Annotated in this window: 20 protein-coding genes; all 20 read right to left on the bottom strand. The window is 38.7% G+C overall.

What is annotated here, in order from left to right:
- Position 1: 1 nt before the first annotated feature.
- Positions 2 to 280 (bottom strand): hypothetical protein, encoded by a 279-nt coding sequence (locus tag HC643_RS10165; RefSeq protein ID WP_038087021.1) that lies wholly within the window; start codon positions 278 to 280, stop codon positions 2 to 4.
- A gap of 206 nt (positions 281 to 486) precedes the next feature.
- Positions 487 to 1,653, bottom strand: coding sequence for a hypothetical protein (locus tag HC643_RS10160; RefSeq protein ID WP_038087024.1), 1,167 nt, complete (start codon positions 1,651 to 1,653; stop codon positions 487 to 489).
- Between the two features lie 512 nt (positions 1,654 to 2,165).
- A complete protein-coding gene (locus HC643_RS42050) occupies positions 2,166 to 2,300 on the bottom strand; it encodes a hypothetical protein (RefSeq protein ID WP_272899729.1) in 135 nt (44 codons plus the stop codon).
- Positions 2,301 to 2,371: 71 nt separating this feature from the next.
- The gene (locus HC643_RS10155; protein WP_050046162.1) at positions 2,372 to 3,691 is read right to left on the bottom strand and encodes an ABC transporter ATP-binding protein; all 1,320 of its coding nucleotides are present in this window, start codon (positions 3,689 to 3,691) and stop codon (positions 2,372 to 2,374) included.
- Between the two features lie 93 nt (positions 3,692 to 3,784).
- Positions 3,785 to 4,930 carry a UDP-galactopyranose mutase gene (gene glf, locus HC643_RS10150; RefSeq protein ID WP_038087027.1) on the bottom strand — a complete coding sequence of 382 codons (1,146 nt, stop codon included), beginning with the start codon at positions 4,928 to 4,930 and terminating at the stop codon, positions 3,785 to 3,787.
- Positions 4,931 to 4,986: 56 nt separating this feature from the next.
- Entirely contained in the window at positions 4,987 to 6,807 is a 1,821-nt protein-coding gene (locus HC643_RS10145) for a glycosyltransferase (protein ID WP_167844651.1), read from the bottom strand.
- A 65-nt stretch (positions 6,808 to 6,872) separates the two neighbouring features.
- Complete coding sequence (locus tag HC643_RS10140) at positions 6,873 to 7,823, bottom strand: glycosyltransferase family 2 protein (protein ID WP_038087035.1); 951 nt, start codon at positions 7,821 to 7,823, stop codon at positions 6,873 to 6,875.
- A 236-nt stretch (positions 7,824 to 8,059) separates the two neighbouring features.
- Positions 8,060 to 8,968: a glycosyltransferase family 4 protein gene (locus HC643_RS10135; RefSeq protein WP_272900266.1), complete on the bottom strand. Its 909-nt coding sequence runs from the start codon at positions 8,966 to 8,968 to the stop codon at positions 8,060 to 8,062.
- A gap of 25 nt (positions 8,969 to 8,993) precedes the next feature.
- The gene (locus HC643_RS10130) at positions 8,994 to 9,347 is read right to left on the bottom strand and encodes a hypothetical protein (RefSeq protein WP_167844649.1); all 354 of its coding nucleotides are present in this window, start codon (positions 9,345 to 9,347) and stop codon (positions 8,994 to 8,996) included.
- Positions 9,348 to 9,403: 56 nt separating this feature from the next.
- Positions 9,404 to 10,681, bottom strand: coding sequence for a glycosyltransferase family 4 protein (locus HC643_RS10125; protein ID WP_038087038.1), 1,278 nt, complete (start codon positions 10,679 to 10,681; stop codon positions 9,404 to 9,406).
- A gap of 36 nt (positions 10,682 to 10,717) precedes the next feature.
- Positions 10,718 to 12,028, bottom strand: a complete 1,311-nt coding sequence (locus HC643_RS10120) for a glycosyltransferase family 4 protein (RefSeq protein ID WP_038087041.1) — start codon at positions 12,026 to 12,028, stop codon at positions 10,718 to 10,720.
- Positions 12,029 to 12,237: 209 nt separating this feature from the next.
- The gene (locus HC643_RS10115; RefSeq protein ID WP_167844648.1) at positions 12,238 to 12,738 is read right to left on the bottom strand and encodes a class I SAM-dependent methyltransferase; all 501 of its coding nucleotides are present in this window, start codon (positions 12,736 to 12,738) and stop codon (positions 12,238 to 12,240) included.
- Between the two features lie 31 nt (positions 12,739 to 12,769).
- Positions 12,770 to 13,738, bottom strand: coding sequence for a hypothetical protein (locus tag HC643_RS10110; RefSeq protein ID WP_038087044.1), 969 nt, complete (start codon positions 13,736 to 13,738; stop codon positions 12,770 to 12,772).
- A gap of 153 nt (positions 13,739 to 13,891) precedes the next feature.
- Positions 13,892 to 15,178 carry an ABC transporter ATP-binding protein gene (locus tag HC643_RS10105; RefSeq protein ID WP_038087047.1) on the bottom strand — a complete coding sequence of 429 codons (1,287 nt, stop codon included), beginning with the start codon at positions 15,176 to 15,178 and terminating at the stop codon, positions 13,892 to 13,894.
- Between the two features lie 4 nt (positions 15,179 to 15,182).
- On the bottom strand, positions 15,183 to 16,550 hold the full coding sequence (locus HC643_RS10100) for a glycosyltransferase (RefSeq protein WP_038087049.1): 1,368 nt from the start codon (positions 16,548 to 16,550) through the stop codon (positions 15,183 to 15,185).
- 117 nt (positions 16,551 to 16,667) lie between these two features.
- On the bottom strand, positions 16,668 to 17,975 hold the full coding sequence (locus HC643_RS10095; protein WP_038087053.1) for a glycosyltransferase family 4 protein: 1,308 nt from the start codon (positions 17,973 to 17,975) through the stop codon (positions 16,668 to 16,670).
- Positions 17,976 to 17,993: 18 nt separating this feature from the next.
- Entirely contained in the window at positions 17,994 to 18,839 is an 846-nt protein-coding gene (locus HC643_RS10090; protein WP_038087056.1) for an ABC transporter permease, read from the bottom strand.
- A gap of 150 nt (positions 18,840 to 18,989) precedes the next feature.
- A complete protein-coding gene (locus HC643_RS10085) occupies positions 18,990 to 19,964 on the bottom strand; it encodes a glycosyltransferase family 2 protein (protein ID WP_038087060.1) in 975 nt (324 codons plus the stop codon).
- Between the two features lie 5 nt (positions 19,965 to 19,969).
- Positions 19,970 to 21,364: a glycosyltransferase family 4 protein gene (locus HC643_RS10080; protein ID WP_038087063.1), complete on the bottom strand. Its 1,395-nt coding sequence runs from the start codon at positions 21,362 to 21,364 to the stop codon at positions 19,970 to 19,972.
- A gap of 47 nt (positions 21,365 to 21,411) precedes the next feature.
- The gene (locus HC643_RS10075) at positions 21,412 to 22,413 is read right to left on the bottom strand and encodes a glycosyltransferase family 2 protein (RefSeq protein WP_038087065.1); all 1,002 of its coding nucleotides are present in this window, start codon (positions 22,411 to 22,413) and stop codon (positions 21,412 to 21,414) included.
- Positions 22,414 to 22,416: the final 3 nt, after the last annotated feature.

Raw genomic sequence — 22,416 nt, 5'->3', positions numbered from 1 at the left:
GTTACAAGTCTTTGCTAAGACGCCATAGAATAATGTTGAGTTCCTCGCAGTAATATTGCCCATCTCCAGTTTCGGCTTCGCGATCGCATATCCAATTGAAAATCTTTCGTGCTCTTGCTAAAGCTACATTTGTTGATGGGTATATGCGGGGGCTCGGACAAAATACTTCTCCGTTGATGTGTATTGCGGCTATTTGCCAGTAATCACTTCTGTCACCTTCAGGGATAATTTCTACAAATCCGTCCTTATATGGTTCAATAATTCCCATACTGTTGTGCATATCACTTTTTCTTGAAGAGCAGTTTGTTTTTTAAAGCTTCTAGCTCTACTCTACAAACTGTCGGTCAAAATTTTAGTATCTGAAGTATAGCGAATCAAAAAACCGGCATCCTGCCCACCTACTGAGGTATTTTTTATGATATGTGGCGGGATTTGGTCATGAATAAAGACGTGTCATGGCACGGTTGTCACAACACGTCTCTACATTTAATTTCCGATTGGTGGTGCTAACGGCTGACGGGGTATACCACCTCCACCAATGCTATTCCGTCCGTTGTTGTCCACAACCTTCAAGGCACCAATAATCTTTGTCATGTCAGCTTGAAGGTCTTTATCGTCATTGAAGTGACGCCCCGTGACTTTTTCATATTCTTCTTCGGCTTCTCTATCCAAGCAGATGTAGTTGAAGTCCCAGCCTGAATCGTCAACGATGTAAGTACCATAGTCTTGCATTGCCTGGAAAATCTTTTTGCCTGCTTTGGTGGTCAGTCCCAAGCTTTCTGCAGATACATTAGGGGGAACAGCTAATAAAGAACCCATTACGAGCGCTGGATTCGAGCCTTTGTATTGACTTGATGCATAGGCATCAGCCACACGGGCTGGCCAGCGATAACCGGGGGTAGATGATGAGGGATTGTAATGCAACCACTTGCCCCAAATCACTAGCTTCAGTGCGTGACGAATAGGATTGTTATCTAGCAACTCGCCTTTACGAATACTACCACCAACACTGGACATTGCCGAGCCGCCATGTCCACCGCCAAGACCATCTCCATAAATGTCTTGCTCTCCAAACCAGTAGCCGTAAAGAGGGCCACCCTTTTCACATCGAGTGGTCACGTTAAACGACACTAAAGTTTTGCCATCTGGTTTCAAAAATGCTGAGGAATTGTTTGGAGTGAAACCCGGTCTTGCATCTGGAATGATGAAATCGTGAGGAACCCTCAATTGCTCTCCAGCTTTGGGATGCCACTGCGCCTGTTCCTGGGGTACAGTACCGCTACAGCGATTGCTGTCCCAACCACCTACCATATAAACATTTTGCAATTGGTCGGTCTCTTTAGTCACGACAAACCAGTCAGTGTCAACTCCAGCGCCTTTTGAACCAATATAAGCATCAACGTAATTTGCGTTTGAGCCAATTGGTACATTCCAAATACTGTCACAGGCAAAAGGCCACACGTGCTTATCACGTGGTTGACCGGGACCGCAGTTGTTGTTTGAGGTCGCTGGGGTTGCTTGAGCTGTGATGAGATTCTTGGTACCTTCTGTCACGCTTAAGCTGGATGGATTTTGGCTGCTAAAGCTGATTGCGGCGGTACTACTAAGCACATGGCTAATAACGGTAACGGTAATAGGGTCAAAAATAATCATTTGCCTCTTTTACTGAACTCATGGTTTGTTGAAACTCACACTTGGTGAGTTCTCGTACTCCAAATGTGGTAGAGGCTCAACCCTGAACAATTAATTTGACAGGATATTAGGCGCTGTACAAATCAGCCTTAGTCAGACAAACAAAACTCATTGTTTGCCACAGAGAACACAGCACCACTCGCCTAACTGGTATAGATTAAAGGTGAACGATCGCAATGGCAACCGTAATTACCGATGTAAAGAAAAAACTCCAGTTTAGTTTGAAGATTCTTGGACTCTCAAACCCAGAGCCAGTAAGCTTTATAGAATATAAACATATATTAATTTTTTCTCGAAGAAAAAATAAAAACTCATGAGTATGTTTCAAATGAGAACATCGGTAGCGTGCTCCTCAAGAAGTGTTGAATAGCCTCAAATTCGTCCAATATAGAAAAAATACCTTTGATATAGTTTGTTATCCGCTCAGTAGCTCGGATCGATCCACGTTAGCCTAGAGTATGACATATTTTATACTAAGCTAAATGTCTCATTGCTTCTTTAGTATTAAAAGGTACTTCATCTTTTTCAAGAACAGCATATACCCAATAGGAGTTGCCTGCATAGCCTTTTTGTGGTATCAACAGAAGAAATTCAGCTAATGGTTCCATATATCCTGGATCGGTATGTCTCCTGGTGTTGAAGATAATTTTATTTGGAATCCCATGAAATTTTTGAAATTCTAGTCTAGACCTCCGACCTCTTTAAGAAGTTGGGGATAGTGCAGGGTAGACCATTCAGCTTTTGCTAAAATCTTACAATGGGTTGGCAATCCAGGATTTCCAGTTCCAAAAAAGTCTCCTCCTTCTACCTTAATAGTTGCAGCATCTTCAAGCCAATCTAATATTTCATGCTCGCCATGAGAAAGAAAAATCAAAAAGTGGTAAGAACCATTGGCAAGTGGAAAATTATTGACTTTACATCTTACATAACCAGCATCAGGCTCCACAGTTATATTATCATTAGTAAAATTAGTCCGAAACAATAAAATCGTGTTACCTTTCTCATCTAAAAAATCAAAGCTAAAAACAACATTACTCAGAGGGTATCTTGTATTGTTTACGTAGCCAACTACAAAATAATAATCTTTACCTGACTGTAAGATATTAACTTCGTTTCCTTCTGTATCTAATATTTTGAAGCTAATTGCTCTGACTTTACCACAACCTTTGCGATCTGTTCGTTCAGCTAGAGAAGTTTCATACATGAGTTTGTGAGTTTTTTCTAAATAAGCCCCAATCGCCTCTTGTGCTCCACTGTCTGCATACAATTTGCCAGACTCAAGCACAATCCCTCGATTGCAAAGCGACTCTACCGCATTCATACTATGGCTGACAAATAAAACTGTCCTTCCCTCCTTAGCTGATACATCCTCCATTTTTCCCAAACACTTCTTTTGAAACTGTGTATCTCCGACTGCTAGCACTTCATCGACGATCAGTATTTCTGGTTCTAAATGGGCTGCAACGGCAAACGCCAAGCGCACGTACATTCCTGATGAATAACGTTTCACTGGCGTATCTAAAAACTGTTCAACTTCTGCAAAGGCAACAATTTCATCAAACTTGTGTTGAATTTCTGCCTTGCTCATTCCCAGTATGGCTCCGTTCAAAAAAATATTTTCTTTACCAGTTAGTTCTAGATGAAAACCGGTTCCAACCTCCAATAAACTAGCAACTCGACCTTTAATTCGGACAGTTCCTCGTGTCGGTTCTGTAATCCGACTCAGAATTTTTAGTAGTGTTGATTTTCCTGCACCATTTCGACCTATAATTCCAACGCGATCGCCTTGGTTAATTTCAAAAGATATATCCTTTAAAGCCCAAAACTCTTCACGGGCTAAATCGAACATCTCTTGCGAGGGGTTCAGCAATTTTTGACTCAGTACTCTTGCGCCATTGGTAATAAAATCGCGGAAAGTTTTGTACTGAGAACCTTCGTGCTGGTGACCCAGAATATACTTTTTGCTTAAGTTTTCCACTTGAATCACTTTGTCAGACACGCTTATCGACTTCCTCAAGTAAAATCGCTACATTCAGTTTACTTAGATCGTAGTAGCACTCAGCGCGAAGACAGCGCTACTACAAACTAAATGTTATGCCTGTACTCCAACTAAATCTCCAACTGCGACTTCTTTCTCAAACAAGCTCAAGGCGCGTAATGCTGCTTGATCCATATCATAGTATTTGTATTCAGCCAGCCGTCCGGCAAAAATGACTGTACCTTTGAGCTTTTGCACTTCTTTGAGATAGAGGTCATAACGCTCGCGATTTTCCTCACGCGGAATCGGGTAATAAGGATCGTTTTTACCCGGTACATAAGCTTGAGGATACTCCATAACCAATGTAGTTTTGGGTGACGTTTGCCCCGATAAATACTTTTGCTCGGTAATACGGGTAATATCGTAGTCGTTAGGGTAGTTCACTGTACCGACTTCTTGGTATTGCTCTTGGTCTAGGGTCTCAAAGTGAAAGCGCAAGCTGCGGTAAGGTAGCTCACCGTACATATAATCAAAGAAGGTATCAATGGGACCTGTATAAACCATCCGGTTGAATTTGATGTCGTTAATAACTTCACGATAGTCGGCATTCAAAAGTATCTTGATATTAGGGTGAGCCAGCATGCGGCGGAACATTTCCGTGTAACCGTGTTTTGGCATTGCTTGGTATGGATCTTGGAAGTAGCGGTTGTCGCGACTGATGTAAACTGGAACGCGTCCGGTAACTCCGCGATCGAGATCTTCTGGTTTGAGTTCCCACTGCTTGGCTGTGTAACGAGCAAAGATATTTTCATAAATGTAGTTAGCAAGAAACTCCAAATCTCCAATAGCCGTTTCCCGCAACTTAAGAATTGGCACTTTGACTCCAAAACCAAAGTGTTCTAAAAGCTGTTCCTCTAACTTTTCAGCGTAGCGAGGAGGAAAGAGAGCGTAGAGCGTATTTAAATTAAAGGGTAAGGGAACTTTCTTACCTTCCACAACAGCAAGTACGTGGTGGTAATAAGGTCGCCATTCAGTGAACTCAGAGAGATAATCCCAGACTTTCTTAGATTTTGTGTGAAAAATATGAGGACCGTATTTGTGTACCAAAATGCCATGTTCGTTGTAATAGTCATAAGCATTACCACCGATATGGTCTCGTTTTTCTACAATCAGGACTCGTTGTCCTAACTCGTTAGCAATTCTTTCAGCAAGAACACACGCAGAATATCCAGCCCCCACAACCAACCAATCTACTCTCATAGCATCTCTCCTTGTCTTAATTTGGATGAATTCAAAATTTAAAATCCCAAATCGTATTACTTCTGTGGTTCAAGGTAATTCTGCCAAAATCGCATAGTGGTGAAATCGCTAAAGGCTTTTTTCCACTCTGCATTGACACTAGACCATTTGGAAGAATGTCTGACAACCAAACTAACCCATTTTAATAAAATATTGAGACCTGCTTTTTGGTCTAATTCGTATTGATAAGAAGTAGGACTTGTTTCTAAAAGATAAATAATTCTTTTTTTGGCAAATCCTTTACAAATTGATTCACGTTCTTTCACGCCATCTCGAATAATAGTGCTTCGATCTGCAATGAGAAACTGTGGTAGTAAATGACCGTTGAGTGTTAATAAACTAATAACTTTCTGTAGAATGCCAATTTTACTTCTTGTATGATTTCCGATAATTGAACTAGAATCTAGTAGAGTTTGATTTTTATAACTTTTACTAAATTCAAAAATCTGAGAATGTAAGATCTCTGGGTCGTTACTTCTAATGAAATTTGGACCTTGCATGTAATCTTCAAAACCTTTGACTACCATTTCTGCAGTGTTGTAATCAAAGATAAACAAGTAATAAAGCAGACAGCGCGTAAATTTTTTAACTGTCTTAATATATTCAAATGAACTGTGAATGGAATTTGCTATTAAGTGATTGCGAGTGTAATAGTAAAAATCCCAAATTGGTCTTTTGGCATAAAAGGGTTCGTGCCAAACTGCTATAGAAGGAAAAGCAACTATGCCATTTTTCAAATATTCGTTAATTCTTAAACCAAATTCCATGTCATCTATTTTAATAAACAATGGCAGAGGTAATCCAATTTTTTCAACGATTTCCTTAGAAAAAGCAAAAAACCAAAATCCTCCATAATCTATGTTGTCTTCTGACAAAAGGGCATTTAGGGTTTTAGTGGTGCGTAAATCTAGGTCGTGCTTTAAAGGATAACCGGTGTATTGATTTTGTTCAATTTTTCCTTTGTGATTGATGGATTTATTATATATTGCTCCAGCTTCATACAAAATATGTTTTCTATTTAAATCCAACATACTACCAGAAATTGCAAAATCTTGATTTGCATACTCATACAAAGTGAAAAGCCTGTAAATAGATTCACTTTCTAACTCTATATCATCATCCATAAATAGGAAATGAGTATAGTTACCTTCTTGTAACGCCTCAATGAGACCTTTAGTAAAACCACCACTTCCACCAACGTTTCGATTGGAAATCAGTCTAACTCTAAAGTCTTCAAATTCACTAGTGTTTAGAGTTTTTCCATTATCGACTACAAAAACTTTAAATTTTTTATCTTTTAAAAAACTATTTTGCAGAATAGTATTAACGGTTTTCTTTACATAGACTTCTTTTTTGAAAGTACAAGTGATAATAGCCAATGACACATCTCTAAACTTTTCTTGTTCTGTGACAACTAACCCTTCAGCAAATAAACCTCGTTCGCTGAGACAAGTAATTTCTAGATAAATTCGAGCGGCTTCTTGGTTCGGTTTGAGTTCTGGCAGTAATATTTTTACGCTTTCTGATAGTTGACAGCGCTCAATTTTTTCATTTAAGATGACTTCTTGGGTATTTGCATCTGTTTCTCGATAAGCAAGAATCTCAAAATCACCTTCGAGTTTTAGTAAGTAATAGAGTAAACTAAGATTTGTATATTTTGTGTAGAATTTTTCGTAAATTGAGTTAAAGTAAGTGTTAAAAGATAGAACACTGCCTTTACGTAGAGTAATGAGATTTTCTCCAGTAGAAAGATTGATGGATGTGTGTGTATCGAGCTTGAAGTATAAGTCAGATGTTTCAACTGTTTGAGGAAATTGAACTCGACTAATAACCTGCATGGGCTTCCTTCCTTTTACTTAATGTAGGAAATTCGAGACGGAATTGTGGGAAGAGAGGATTTGTACTACTTAGATAAATTGGTATTCCAGCGATAGAAAAAGTAGTATCTAAACATTCCTGGTAACTTTTCCCATAGCACAGGTAAAAAATTAGGGTTTAGTATAGCCTTAATCAATGCAGTTAAAAATCCACCTTCTTTAAATGCCTGTCTGACTCGGTAAAAAGCTCTAATTTGCTTCATAGTTTTCAAACGTTTTAATAAAGTCCGTTTTAGTTGTGGGTTTTCTTGAGTAAACTCTTGCTGTAAAAGAGACAAATTTGTTTTACAGGCTTGCTCGTAGAAATCAACGTATTCCTTCATTAAGGAGTTAATACGGATTTGATAGAAATAATAGGGTTCTGGTAGTATAATAAAACGACAACCCTTTAACAGACAGAAGAAAAAGAGAACGAAATCTTCTTCGTATTTCAAAGATTCATTAAATTTTAGATTTTGCTGAATTAGAAAGTTTAGCTTGATGAGAGGTTTTGTAATACTAAGGTATCGCTCTACAAAGTAAATCAGATCGATTTGTTTCGGCTTGTCTAAGTGTATTCTATTTTTTTGAAAAACTGTTATGCTCCAAGGAGTATCTTCCCCTTCTGGAATTAAATACAAATCATCAGCAACAAAGTCAGCATTTTCCTTCTCAGCTACCTGTAAAAGCCTTTCCAATCTTTTGGGCGCATACCAATCATCAGAATCAAGTAAGGCAATCCATTCACCTTTTGCCTCTTTTAATGCACGATTTCTGGAGTAGCTCGGTCCCTGATGTGATTCATTTACTAAAAGTTTGATGCGAGGATCGGAAAAGCTACTGACAACTTCTACTGTATTGTCCGTGGAAGCATCATCTACTACAATCACTTCAATATTCTGCTCGACTTGAGCTAAGGCTGATTCTATTGCTTTTTTTATATAGCGACTGGTGTTGTAAGCAGGAGTGATAATAGATACTTTTGGGTTGACAGACATATTTGATAAAGCCCTATATGAAATGAAAATTTTTACGGTTCTGTCTTTTAAACCTCCACCTACAAAAATGTGTTTGCATTGAGATATACTTGAGTGATAATATTTTTGATGTATATCTCTATAAATTGTTCACCGTTATCAACAGGTGTGATAGCACCGATAGGATTTATTGAACTTTAATTCAAACACAACTTAAACACGTTCAGTTTCATATCTGTGTCTTATATTAAATTAAATCATTGATGGTTGACAATTCGTTTATAGACTTTTGCGGTATCAGCAGCACATTTTGACCAACTAAAATTTTGCGATCGCGCAAAACCTTTTTGACGGAGTTCTTGAACTAAGTGACTGTCTCTCAGCAAGTCGAGCATCGCCTGACAAAGAGCATCTTCATCTTTTGGATCGACCAAGATACCTGCATCACCTACAACCTCTGGTAAGGATGTTGTATTGGAAGCGATAACAGGAGTACCGCAGCGCATGGCTTCTAAGAGAGGTAAACCAAAACCTTCGTAAAGAGAAGGGTAAATAAAAGCCGTCGCACCGCTATAGATGGCGCTTAAATCTTCATCAGCAACGTATCCAGTAAACAGCACTCTGGAACTGAATTGAGGAAAAAGGCGATCGATAGTTTCAACAGATTGAAAGCGTTGCGAGCCGACTAAAACCAAATTAATATTGAGATTGGGTTGCTCGGATAATAACCGCAAGAAACAACGAATTAGATGAGCTAGATTTTTGCGAGGTTCGAGTTGAGTCCCAAGACTTAAAAAGTAATCACCATCAGGAATACCATAGCGCTGACGAGCGGTATCTATCCGAGCAGAGTCAGTCACTCGATAAAAGCGATCGGTCGCCGCTAGTGGAGTGACGAACGTGCGTTCAAGTGGCATTCCCGTGTATTCGCAAAACTCTTGCTTGGTGTATTCAGAGTTACATACGACCCAATCTTGATGGTGGTTTATACTGTTAAGGACTTCCTGAAAATAAGGAATGAGAATTGGATTGACCATTTCAGGCATAATGATGGGAATAATGTCATGGACAGTAATAACTCTAGGTACACCTTTAGTCAATTCTTCAGAAGGTAATTTATGATAAGGGGAATGAATAATATCAAAGTTATTCTTATCAAAAGAAATATATGCATCAAACTTTCTTAGAAGTTTAAAATTCCTCTAATGATGATGGCTTTTGGTAAAACTTTGGCATTCTTTGAAATTCTTCAGACGAAAAATGGGATATATTTCGTCGTGAGACTTCAATAAATTGTAGGCTCTTCAAAAGATCGGTCGTTTTATAGGTATTTAAATAAGGTTCATTTTTTAAATAACAAGAAAAATCAAGAGCATTAAATAAAGAATTATCCGCACATATTTTGACTAATGATAGTTCAATATCATCTCTTTTATTGAGTTCATCCATTACCTCTTCAGTAACTCTGTAAACTCCACTCTTCCTATCGATGTGTTTTGCTTCAATCAACAAGCAAGTTATGTCATAAGCTACTCGAATTGTCATCTTAACTCCTAAAATTTAAAGAAACTTGTTTGCCTAGATGAGTTAACTAATATAATCTAAACAGCTACAGCTTTCTTGTAAGCTTTTACAGTTTCTCGAGCGCATCTCTCCCAACTAAAACGTTTTGCTTGCTCGATTGATTTCAAAGACATTGTTTCTCTTAAAGATGAATTGTTATAGATCTCTAATATGCTCTGACAAAGCCCATCTACATCCAAAGGGTCAAGCATAATAGCTGCATCCCCTACAACTTCAGGTAGGGAAGAGGTATTTGAACTAATAACTGGGACACCACATTGCATAGCCTCTAGTGGTGGTAGACCAAATCCTTCGTAAAAAGAAAGGTACGTGAAAGCAAGTGCGCCACTGTAAAGTGCAGCTAGGTCTTCATCAGCTACATATCCAGTTAGAATGACACGTTCCTTTGCTAAAGGAAAGTTGGCAACTTCTTCAAAAATCTTGTTGTAACTCCACCCTTTAGTACCTACTAAGATAAGATATAGATCTTTAATATTTTGTTCTTGAATCAGCTTTGCAAAACAGCGAATAACGTGGTCAATATTTTTTCGAGGTTCTAAAGTACAGAGGCTGAGAATGTACGCAGCATTAGGAATATGATATTTATTGCGGATACCGACAAGTTTTTCTGAATTCGAACAAGGATAGAAAACATCAGGTGCAGCAGCCAAATGGGTCACAAATACTCGTTCGGGGTCAATGTTTTTTAAATAGTTACATAAATCATTCTTGGTTGAGTTTGATACACAAGTCACATAATCTTCAGAATCAATACTGTTTAAGATTTTCTTTAAATATTCCTCATTATTGTGTTCAAATAAATTTGGATATAAAATGGGGATTAAATCGTGAACTGTCAAAAACTTTTTAACATTTTTAGATTCTTTTACTTGAGAAGTTAGGGCAAAGCAAGGAGAGTGAAAAACATCTGCATTTTGTAAAAGTTTAGCATTGAGGGGATGTATGTGTTTTTCAGCTAGTCTATTGGCTATTCTATAAAATTTTTTGAGAACTTTAAGCGGTAGTGTATCGTGTGATTTACTCAGCTTAATATTATAGTTGTACAGTTGTCTCGCAATAAATTCTTGTGGCTTTGAATAGGCAAGAGTTTTTTTTAAGAGTTTTTTATTATATGTCAAATAATCCAGGCATTCTACCAGCACTGGTAAATTTTGACTGACACAAAATTTTAAATTGATGTCTTTTAAACTTGCCAGCCCGCATGCCATATTTTCAACAACTCTAAACGTTCCGGTTCGATTGACAGGATCGTAATGGCCTATTCCAAGTAATGATATATCGTAAAGAATTTTCATTATTTTCTATTTCAAATATTCATGGCAGTTGAAAACTTAAGCGGATAGAGCGGTTTTGTAAGCAGCAAGTGTTTGTTGAGTACATTTTTCCCAACTAAATTTTTTTGCCTGCTCCAGAGATTTGTATGACATGGACTTTCGCAATCCGGGCTGGTTGTAAAGTTCAAGCAAGCTATGACAGAGCCCATCAGCGTCTTTGGGGTCAAGGGTGATTCCCGCATCACCAACCACTTCAGGTAACGAAGAGGTATTGGAGGTAATGACAGGAACACCACATTGCATGGCTTCCAAGGGAGGTAGACCAAATCCTTCATAGAATGAGGGATAAACAAAAGCGATCGCACCACTATAGAGAGCCGCCAAGTCTTCATCAGCAACGTAGCCTGTGGTAATAATGCGGTCTTTTAAGACAGGGTTTTTAGAGATTTCCGCAAAAATTTTGTCATACTTCCAACCTTTTGCCCCAACTAACACGAGATTTAAATCTTGAATCTTTTCTTGCTGAATGAGCTGAAGAAAACATCGAATGGTCAGGTCAATATTTTTCCGGGGTTCCAAGGTACTTAAACTGAGTATATAGGGTGCGTTTGGTATGTTATATTTACTGCAAGTGGCTTTAATGTGTTGGGAATCCAAGCAGGGATAGAAAAGTTTTGATGCTGCTAGATGTGTGACAAAAACTCTAGAAGGATCGATAATGCTTGAGTAATTGCATAAGTCATCTTTAGTCGATTGAGAAACACATAATACCCAAGACTCAGGATCTAAACTTGATATAGCTCTTTCAACTGTATCGTTATCCTGTAAGTCAAAAAATTCCGGATGTATAATTGGAATCAGGTCGTGTACTGTCAGAAACTTCTGTATGGGAGTTGCTGCTTTTCTTATGTCATCTGGAATTGGCTCATAAGGTGAATGATATATATCTGCTTCAGCAAGGTTATGCCATGAGATTGGTTTATACAAAGAGTTTGCAGTTTGCGTTACATAAGTCAAAACTTTTCTGATCGTCCTAAGCACTAATATATCAGGCAATAATTTTTGTGTCAGTGGAAGATTGTCCAGCTTTTGATTGAGTGGATGATAAACATTTTGTAACAATCGCCTAAATTTCAAATCTTTGCTCTGGTAACCTATTGGTACTCCTGCTAGTTCTGAATTCGATTGTAAGTAGTCGAGAACATCGAATAATATCTGAGGAGACCCTTGGGAGCAGAAAATTAAATCGCACTCATTTGAATTTTTTAGACCATAAGCTAGATTCTCAATAACTCTAAAAATTCCCGTGCGAGAGAGAGGATAGTAATACCCTGCACCCAGCAGAGTTATGTTGTATAAAACTTTCATAAGTTATTAACAATTACAGATCGACAACAGCTACCAAGCCAGTAGGTATTTTTCTATATGAAACTTTTTCTAGTATAGTAAGAAGTATTTTATAAATTATTTTTATACAAATGCCTCAAATGAGTTGTATTTGGTTTTAATATCATCTCGTTAACAAGTCCTTGAGTTGGAACAAACAGTTCTGAAAAATATTTATCTTTGTACAACCATTACTTAAAAAAGATTTTTAATGAATTTTCTGTGTAGTTTCTTAAGTGAGTTTTATCTTGATAGTGCAAGAATGTTAAGTTAAACTTTTTCATTATTTCATCTTCTTGTGGTACTGCAACAATCAGTCTTTTAGAAGTTACTCTAATCAATTCTTTTATAGCAGCTTGGTCATCTATATGTTCTAAAACATCATAGCAGTAGGTACAATCAAACACTTTGTCAGGGAAAGGAAGATTAGTGATATCAGCTTGAATGTAAGTACCTAATTTTCCTTTTTGTCGTGCTACCTGCAAAAAATGCTCATATTTATCAACACCTGTTACTTCTAAATTCTTTTGAGACAAAAATTCTACATATGCACCTCCACCACAACCAGCATCTAAAATCTTTTTACCTATTAAATACTTGTCCAGATGAGACACGCGTTCTGGATTTAATTGACCGCTAACAGAAGACCAATTAAATTTTTCTGCATTTTCAATTGTATAAAGATTATTCATTTTATACTGACTCCAATAACGGCTAATGAAATTAATATCCTAATTTTCCGACATAAATTTTAGACATAACGTTAAAAAATTTTCTTTTAATTTTTTCTAAAAGGATCGCAAAATAATTATAAATCTTCCATTGAATAGTATCGCGTTTTCTCATATCATTACCTTCATAGTGATAATCAAATGTGTATTTGTCAGCAGTGACATTTCTAATCACGTTAGGTGGATGCTTTATTGTCCAAATATCATCTACTGGTAGTTTTGCCCAAGGACTTTTATGAAGAGCTTGTGTTGCATCCTCTCTAAAACCAAGATTTGATATTAGGTTTACGTTAGGCATCACTGACAGACCATTTTGGGTTAAACAGGCATAAGCCCATTGCCAATCCCAATCTTGCCTACGATTAAATACATGCTCAAATATGTCGATCCAAAACTTTTTTTCATAGTTATCTTCTATTAGAGCGCTTATTGCTTCCCTAGACTCCGGCCATGTTTCCATATTAGCATCGTAGTAATGCCAAGCTCTTCTCCAAGTTGCCCAACCCCATATATGAGCATATTTTGAAAAGTAATAGCTATAGTTAGTTCTACTTTGTCCTAGTTGAAAATTATCTCCACTAATCATCATTATTCTTTTGTCATGTCGATAGTATTCAAGTAAATCCTGACAAAAAGTAAAGAAAGAAGGTGCCGGAAGACAGTCATCTTCTAAAATAATTGCTTCTTCAACAAGCGAGAATACCCAGTTTAATCCACTTACTATTCGCTCTCTGCATCCTAAATTCTTGTCTGAGAAATTAGTTAAAACATCACAATCCCAATCTATTTTTTGAATAATTTCTCTGGTTTTACTACATTTTTCAGCTTCTTCAGGAGAGCGGGGACCATCTGCAATAACTAAAAGCTTTTTCGGTTGAGCTTCAGCAATTTTTTTAAATACAATATCTGTCAGGTCGGGACGATTAAAAATTATGAAAACGACTGGAGTTGAGAGAGACATAGCTACTTAGTAATTTGAAAATAGTTAATCCGTTGTAGAGAATAGCTAAAAATGACAAAATCTAATTTTTGAATTGAAATTTTCAGGACTAAAAAAAATTATTTTCTACAGAATTTTTAAGGTTATTTTTAAACTTAAAAATCCTGAAAATATTTATACTTCCGCTTTAAGGAGTTGTTCTACACGCCAGTTCAATTTAGGTCTTATAATTCCTGGAAGTTTTTCATTGAGAGGACCATGTCCTTCAACATCTTCAATAGAAAAACTTATGCAATAGGGAGTTGTTATGAGAGAAGTAGAGTAGGGTGGCACATCAGCTCCAAAATAAATTGAATACTTACCGCTATTTAAGGTATAACCAGGGAAAAAACACCGACTTACGTAAGTACCTGGGCTTTTTTCTAACTTTAACCAAGCTGTGGGATCGTTAGAACCACAAATAGGTAATCCTTCTGAGTTCTGCATAAAAAAGCCAATTCTTAAACCATTTAAAGGCTTTATGACTTCATATTTCAAATTTATAAAAAAGCCTTTACGACAATCAATTATAGAAGTATAATTACCTTCATCACTCGAAATATAAGCTTCAAGAAAGCGAAGTTCTGGAGATTGAGGAGCATCTTTTTGGTTCCAGATAATACGTGCCTCTGAACTACTATCCTCAGCTAGGTAACTACCGATCGCTGTTTCAATCTCCGCGTCCATCTGCAATTGACCGTGTTTCATGAGTATTGCCCGACTGCAAAGCGTTCTCACAGCTGCCATATTGTGACTGACAAATAAAATGGTTCTTCCCTCCCTACCGACATCTTCCATCTTGCCCAAACATTTTTTCTGAAATTGAGCATCTCCCACCGCCAGCACTTCATCTACAATCAAAATTTCTGGTTCTAAGTGAGCGGCTACTGCAAACGCCAATCTTACATACATACCTGAAGAGTAACGTTTAACAGGTGTATCTAAAAACTTTTCTATTTCTGCAAACGCCACAATTTCATCAAACTTGCGTTGAATCTCTGCTTTGCTCATCCCCAAAACAGCACCGTTTAAAAAAATATTTTCCCTTCCTGTCAATTCTGGGTGAAATCCTGTTCCTACTTCTAATAAACTAGCGACTCGTCCCTTAATCCGAATGGAGCCTCTGGTTGGTTCTGTAATTCTGCTCAAAATTTTTAAGAGCGTTGACTTCCCCGCTCCATTGCGACCTATAATACCAATGCGATCGCCTTGTTGAATTTTAAATGAGACATCCCTCAGCGCCCAGAACTCTTCTCTCCCTAAATTCGATTCCTTTTTCCCATTAGGTATTAGAGAACTAGCAACGAATTTTGCTGCATTGGTCATTGCTTCGCGAAACGTTTTATAATTCCCGGCTTTTTCTTGATGGGTAATAACGTACTTCTTAGCTAAATTTTCAACTTGAATGACTGTTTTTGACATCTACTTAACTCCTAACAACATTAAACTGAAATTTCTGAGACTGGTTTGATACTTGCTGTACGTGTTGGTGAATGTAGTCTACAAAAGGTTGATAGGCGGCTTCAGGAGAAAGCTTTTCGCGCACGTATCTATAAGCTTGTTCCTCCATCCATTGGCGTTTATCTGGATTGCTTAAAAGCGTATGCACTGCCATTGCAAAACCTTCAGCAGTATCTGCTACGAGTGTTGTTGTACCTACTGTGTCACCCAATCCCTGAACTCCCACACTCGTAGAAACACAAGCACGACCGTAGGACATTGCTTCCACAAGTTTAATCTTTAGACCGCTACCCGCTAGCAAAGGAACCAGACAAACTTCAGCAGCGCTGTACAGAGGTTTTATATCGTCTACCCTACCCAAAAGACGAACATTAGGAAAACTACCTTGAATCAACTGACACACGGTTCCGCATACATCAAGACTGCTTTGTGGGTTTAACTCTAAGATTTTTGGCCACACATTCTCCAAAAACCACTGTAGACCGTAGTAGTTGTGATCGACACGACTACCAACAAATAAGCAACGACCGGGGACTTGCTCGATCGCGTGAGAGTGACATTCCACAGATATAGGCATACAAATCACCTTACACTGCGGTGCCATTTCTTTAAAGAGGTTAGCATCTTCTTCCTGAATAGCTAACAGGAGTTGTGCTTTGCTCAACTCTAGAGTTTCTCGTTCCCGGTTCCAGCAAGTTTCAAAAGAAGTCAGCCCTAGTTGTTGGAATCGATCGCCTCTTTGGTGGCGTACATCGTGAGTTAGTATAGCTTTTACTACGTTCTTATCTAAAACAGGAAATTCTAAAACATTTGCCAAAAAGGCATAATTAGCGATGACAACATCAGGTTTGAATCGAATAAACTGTGAATTTATAAAATCGCTTTCCTCAGACATGATTGGAGCATCCCAAACATTAGAGGTGACTAAATACAGGGGCGTTAACTGTCGTTGCTCTCGGGCAGAACGATACATATTTTTCAGAGCTTCTGGCAATCTATCGTAAATTAATCGCAATGACTCAATCACCCAATCTGATATCGAGTTAAATCTCAGCAGAAGACGCCCTATCCTCAAATTATTCTTAACTGAAATATTAGCCAGTTTGAAGAAGTTAGGTGAAATTACACACCAAGGTGCTTTGACATGAAGCGATGGTGATGGATTTGGTATTATATATTTAATTTGAAAACCAACTTGTCGTAAGTAGCTTAGGAAATTTAGAATATAAGTAGCACTCCCTATTGTATTCTCTAGAGGAATTTCTCTGCTAACAATTAGAATTTTGATAGGTCGTTGAATACATTTTGATAACCCATTTTGTCCGCTCGTCATAAATCTTTTGACCTTATTATCCCTTATAGATATTTGAGTATAAAACTTTCCTTGAATGTCTGTAATGGTTTTCTTTCATGATTGTTTGAATTTGTTGTTTGGTTTGTTACTGAAAACTTAGAATGATATGGCGGTTTTGTAAGCAGTCAGTGTTTGTTGAGTACATTTTTCCCAACTAAATTTTTTTGCCTGCTCTAGAGATTTGTATGACATGGACTTTCGCAATCCGGGCTGGTTGTAAAGCTCAAACAAACTGTGACAAAGCCCATCAGCGTCTTTGGGGTCAAGCATGATTCCAGCATCACCAACCACTTCAGGTAACGAAGAGGTATTGGAAGTAATGACAGGAACACCGCACTGCATGGCTTCCAAGGGAGGTAGACCAAAACCTTCGTAGAAGGAGGGATAAACAAAGGCGATCGCACCACTGTATACAGCCGCCAAATCTTCATCCGCAACGTAGCCTGTGGTGATAATGCGGTCTTTTAAGATAGGATTTTTGGAGATTTCGGCAAAAACTTTGTCATACTTCCAACCTTTTGCCCCAACCAAAACGAGATTTAAATCTTGAATCTTTTCTTGCTGAATGAGCTGAAGAAAACATCGAATTGTCAGGTCAATATTTTTCCGGGGTTCTAAGGTACTTAAACTGAGTATATAGGGTGCGTTTGGTATGTTATATTTACCACACGTTGCTTCAATTTCTTGAGAATCCAAGCAAGGGTAGAAAAGTTTTGAAGCAGCTAAGTGAGTGACAAAAACTTTAGAAGGGTCAATAATGCTTGAGTAATTGCATAAGTCATCTTTAGTTGATTGAGAAACACATAAAATCCAAGACTCAGGATCTAAACTTGATAGAGCTTTTTCGACAGTATCCTTATTAAATTCAAAAAAATCTGGATGTATAATTGGAATTAAATCGTGTACTGTGAGAATTTTTTTTATAGGAGTTGCTGCTTTTCTTATTTCATCCGGAATTGCCTCATAAGGTGAATGATATATCTCTGCTTCAGCAAGACTGTTGGGTGTAATCGGTTGATAAAAGAATTCTACACTTTGCGCTACGTAAGTCAAAACCTTTCTGAGCGCCCTAAGCCTTAATATCTCAGGTGTTAGTTTTTGTGAAGCTGGAATGTCTGTCAGTTTTTGGTTGAGTTCTTGATAAACCTTGTAGAAACTTCGTCTAAATTTTACGTTTTTGCTGTTATAACTTAGAGGGACTTTCGCGAGTTCTGGATTTGATTCTAAGTAACCAAGAACCTCACATAATCTTAAAGAAATGCCATGCGTACAGAAAATTAAATCGCACTCTTGTGAATTTTTCAGACCATAAGCCAAATTCTCAACAACTCTAAAAATTCCCGTGCGACAAGGAGGATGATAAAATCCAGTTCCCAGCCATGAAATGTCGTACAAAACTTTCATACATCAAAAATCACACACCTAAATCACATCGGCAAAAGTGCGTTCCATCTTGCGGAAGTACCAAATACCACTCCACAAAAGTAGAGCCACAATCACTAAAGAGAGTGCAAAACCTGGTAAATATATCTGGGACTCACCGCCTAAAATAGCCCACCGGAAACCGTCAATAACTCCTACCATTGGGTTAAGTGAATACAGCAGACGCCATTGTTCGGGAACAATCTTGCTGCTGAAACCCACAGGCGAAATGTACAAACCAAACTGTACTAGAAACGTCACGATATAGCGGAAATCTCGGTACTCCACAGTCAAAGCTGCTAGCCACAATCCCACACCTATTGAAGCAGCAAAGGCAATGAGAATAAACAGCGGAAGTGTTAATATACGCCAATCTGGTATAAAATTGTACCATGCCATCAATGCTAGCAAAATCATACCCGAAATCATGAAGTCTACAAAGCTGACAATAACAGCACTTGTTGGTACAATCAGACGTGGAAAATAGACTTTAGAAAGTAAGTTTGCATTGTTAATTAGGCTGTTACTGCATTCGGTTAACGCGCTAGAGAAAAACTGCCAAGGTAACATAGCAGCATAGACGAGAATTGGGTAAGGCGCGTTGCCTTCACTGGGTAGCTTCGCTAAAGTACTAAATACAATTGTGAAGACTACCATCGTTAAAAAGGGTCGAATCAATGCCCATGCCATGCCAATTGCAGTTTGCTTATAGCGCACCAAAATATCGCGCCATGCTAGAAAATAAAAGAGTTCTCTATATCTCCAGAGGTCTTTCCAGTACTGGCTTTCAGTCCGACCTGCTTCAATAATAAGTTCTTCTCTGTTTGCTAACTTACCCGTGTTCATCAACTTACCTATTTTTTTGTTTTTCTAAATTAGACACAGTAAAATTCTTGGAAAATAAGCCGAACTGAAATTTCTGAAGAAACCATTATGTTGCTATTCATTTATTACTTCTTTTTTCTTAAAAACAAATCGACTTTTGGGAATATTTTGTTACCGCTCGCCAGTCACGGGTCTCCCGAGCCCTAACATACGCAGTCGCAGGGAATGGGTGAAGGTTCTCACTCCGTCGTAACCTTGCGAGCCAAAGAAACGTATCATTGCGATCGCCAAACTCAATCGCAGGTATTGTTCGGAAAACTTTACTGGTGAATAGTGTAATACAGCCTGCTCTCGGAAGTGAGCCGCTTTTTTGCAGTCTCCGTCATCTACAGCTACCCATGCTAATTTAAGAAACATATTGGCGTAACACCGATTTCTCAAATACAGCAGTTCTAGGGGAAGTGATTTAAATGTTTTTTCGATTACTTGGCGCAGATCCTCCACCATTTTCTGACGGTTTCTCGAGAAACTGTTAGGGAGTTGTCGGTAGCGGAGTAGAGGTTCTTTAACAACCATAATGGGATACTGGAGCGCAATGCGAACCCACATATCAAAATCAGGTGCATAATACAAGGTGGGGTCGAACAATCCGACAGTGTCAAAGCAAGAACGACGCACCATAGTAGAACTTCCACTAGAGATCATGTCATTTTCAAGAATCTTATCCCACGCCTTACCTTCAACATCGGAAGCAAAGACTCTTCCTGTGGGATTGTTATCCTTATCGACTAAGAGCGTCCAAGTATATACCAAACCGACTTCTGGATTTTCATCCAAGCAACGCACTTGTTTTTCTAACTTGGTTGGTTCCCACAAATCATCAGCATCTAGAAAGGCTATATATTCCCCTTGAGCGTTGTTAATTCCCGTATTGCGTGCTACGGATACGCGTTGGTTCTCTTGAGTCATCAGTTTCACTCGCGCATCTGTGACTTGAGAAGCCCATTCAACCACGTTATCTGTACTGCCATCATTCACAATCAATACTTCAAAGTCAGTGAATGTTTGCTTGAGAACGCTATCGACCGTTTCTGGCAGATAAGCCATAGCATTGTAGGCAGGAATAACAACAGTAACTTTTGGCATATTTTTTACCCCCTAATAAGAAATGCACGCAATTGCATACCAATGACTTCAGGCGCAAAGTATTCTTCTATTCGACGACGCGCACGCTTGCCTAACTCACGCCCCCAAGTTTCATCATCTAAAACTTTCCCAAGCGCGTCTGTCAGGGCTTTTACGTCTTCTCTTGGAACGACAATCCCACCAGAAACTTCGCCTCCTTCGAGGATGTCCGGTACACCCGGTGCATCAGCAGCGACAACAGGTAAACCACAAGCCATAGCTTCAAGAGGTGCGATGGGAAAGCCCTCTTGTCTCGATGAAAGGGTATAAACGTCAGCCGCCGACAGATAAAGTCGAAGTACGTCGCGAGAATTGACAAATTCGTCGCGCCACATAACACCCCGCAACTGCATCTTTGCAATACACTCGCGGAGTTTGTCCGAATCTGGTCCCGTGCCTACTAAAAGGAGTCGCAGATCCCGATCTGGACGCTCGCAACAAATTTGCTGCCAAGCTGATGTCAGAATATCTAAGCCCTTGCGATAAAAATCGATCCGACCGTGACATACCAAGACACGGGCATTGAGTGGTATATCAAGTGCAGCTCGTGCTTCATCTCGGTTTAAAGCATACCATGACATGGTATCCATTGGATCGAAAATCCTAGCTATCTTAAATGCTGGGAGCTTGTAGCGATCGCGCACTCGCTCAATTTCTTTTTGTGTAGAGATAATTACGCCCGTACATCCTCGAAACGCTATTTGTCGCAAAGGATACTCTAAAAAACTATGAGTCTTGTCGCCTCCTTGAAAAGTGGCAAACACTGGCAAACGCATCAATTGCCCTAAAAGTACGCAACTATCAAAGCGGGCGTACTCATACTCCTGACACAAAATCGCCTTACAGTCCTCACGCCTTATCTCTCGTGCAAGCAATGCTAACGGAGTAGACAAGTAAGTCCCCAAACTCTGGGCAATATTTTTCAACCTTGTCAGTAAGGAGCGACGAGTAACATTCGAGTCTTGGATATCTTTAAACGCCTGCCCTTCACCTGCACCATAAACACTGAGCGCTTTCCGTCGAACTGCACGGTAAGCCATATAGCTTTTAGGCGCAGGTATTACACATATTGTAGCACCGCTAGGGACGTGGGTAAAACGCGAAACTTCAGTAAAACGAGCAGAAATGCAGAACAATATTGTCCTGACACCCACTCTTTTCAAGGCTTTGATGTAGCCGAACATCCAGCTCCCAACAAACTCATGACAATAAGTCTCAAAAGAAATATCAATATGATCTAAAAAATCATCAATCAAATCCATACAATGCAATAACGCGATTGCGAGTTTTGCTTGCTCCTTTGAATCTAGCGGTTGCTGTTGAATTACATTATGCTTTTCCAGGCTTTTATAGTTCAACATTGTTTTAAGGATGGGAGAGTCGGAAATAGGGACACTTAGAGGGACACTTATACAGAATGAGTAGATTTCTCAATAATTTTGGAACTACGAATAGCAGTCAAACTTAAGATTTTACGACGCAAAGCATAAGCTAGTTCTAATAACTTGCTATAACCATTATTACCAAACAATTGCAATGCTCTTGTTGCCAAACTCAAACGGATGTACTCGCGAGAGTAACGTAGCTGAGGATAGTATACAAGAGCTGTGCGACTAAATTGAATCGCCCGCTTGTAATCTTTATCGTAACTTTGCAAAGCTTTCCACCCCAAACAGAGGTAAGCATAACCGTAACTGCGGTTTTTTAAATATAGTAACTCTTGAGACACGGAACAAAATGTCTTCTTTATAACAAAATCAAAGGATTGTTCCAGCACTGCCAAATTTTTAGACAAACTCGTAGGAATTTGTCTGTAGTAATAAAGAGGTTCTTTGATAACGGCAAAGGAGTAATGAGAGGAGATACGAATCCATAAATCCCAATCTTCAGCAAAGTGTAAATTAGGTTCAAATCCACCTGCTTTTTCCAAACAACAGCGACGAACCATTACTGAAGAACAAGCTATTTTATTTGACTCCACAAGTTCCTTCCAGACTTTTCCTTGTGCGGAAGAAGTCATGATTCTTCCTGTCAATTTCCCTTGAGAATCCACTAAAGCCATACTTGTATGTACCAAACCTATCTCTGGATTCTCATCCAAACAACGGGCTTGTTTTTCTAATTTGGTTTGCTCCCATAAATCATCAGCATCTAAGAACGCTATGTACTCCCCTTGAGATTTGGCAATACCCGTGTTTCGAGCAACAGATACGCCTTGGTTCTGTTGAGAAATCAATTTCACTCGCGGATCTGCTATCTCAGAAGCCCATTGAATTATACGATCCGAACTCCCATCATTAATAATTAATACTTCAAAATCGGTAAACGTTTGCTGTAAAACACTCTCCAAAGTTTCTGGGAGATATTGCATTGAGTTATATGCTGGAATTACAACGGAAACTTTTGGCATAAA

It is taken from the genome of Tolypothrix bouteillei VB521301, from assembly GCF_000760695.4.
Taxonomy (GTDB): Bacteria; Cyanobacteriota; Cyanobacteriia; order Cyanobacteriales; family Nostocaceae; genus Scytonema; species Scytonema bouteillei_A.
The sequence above is the reverse complement of the archived record's forward strand: the minus strand, read 5'-3'. Positions and strand labels throughout refer to the sequence as shown.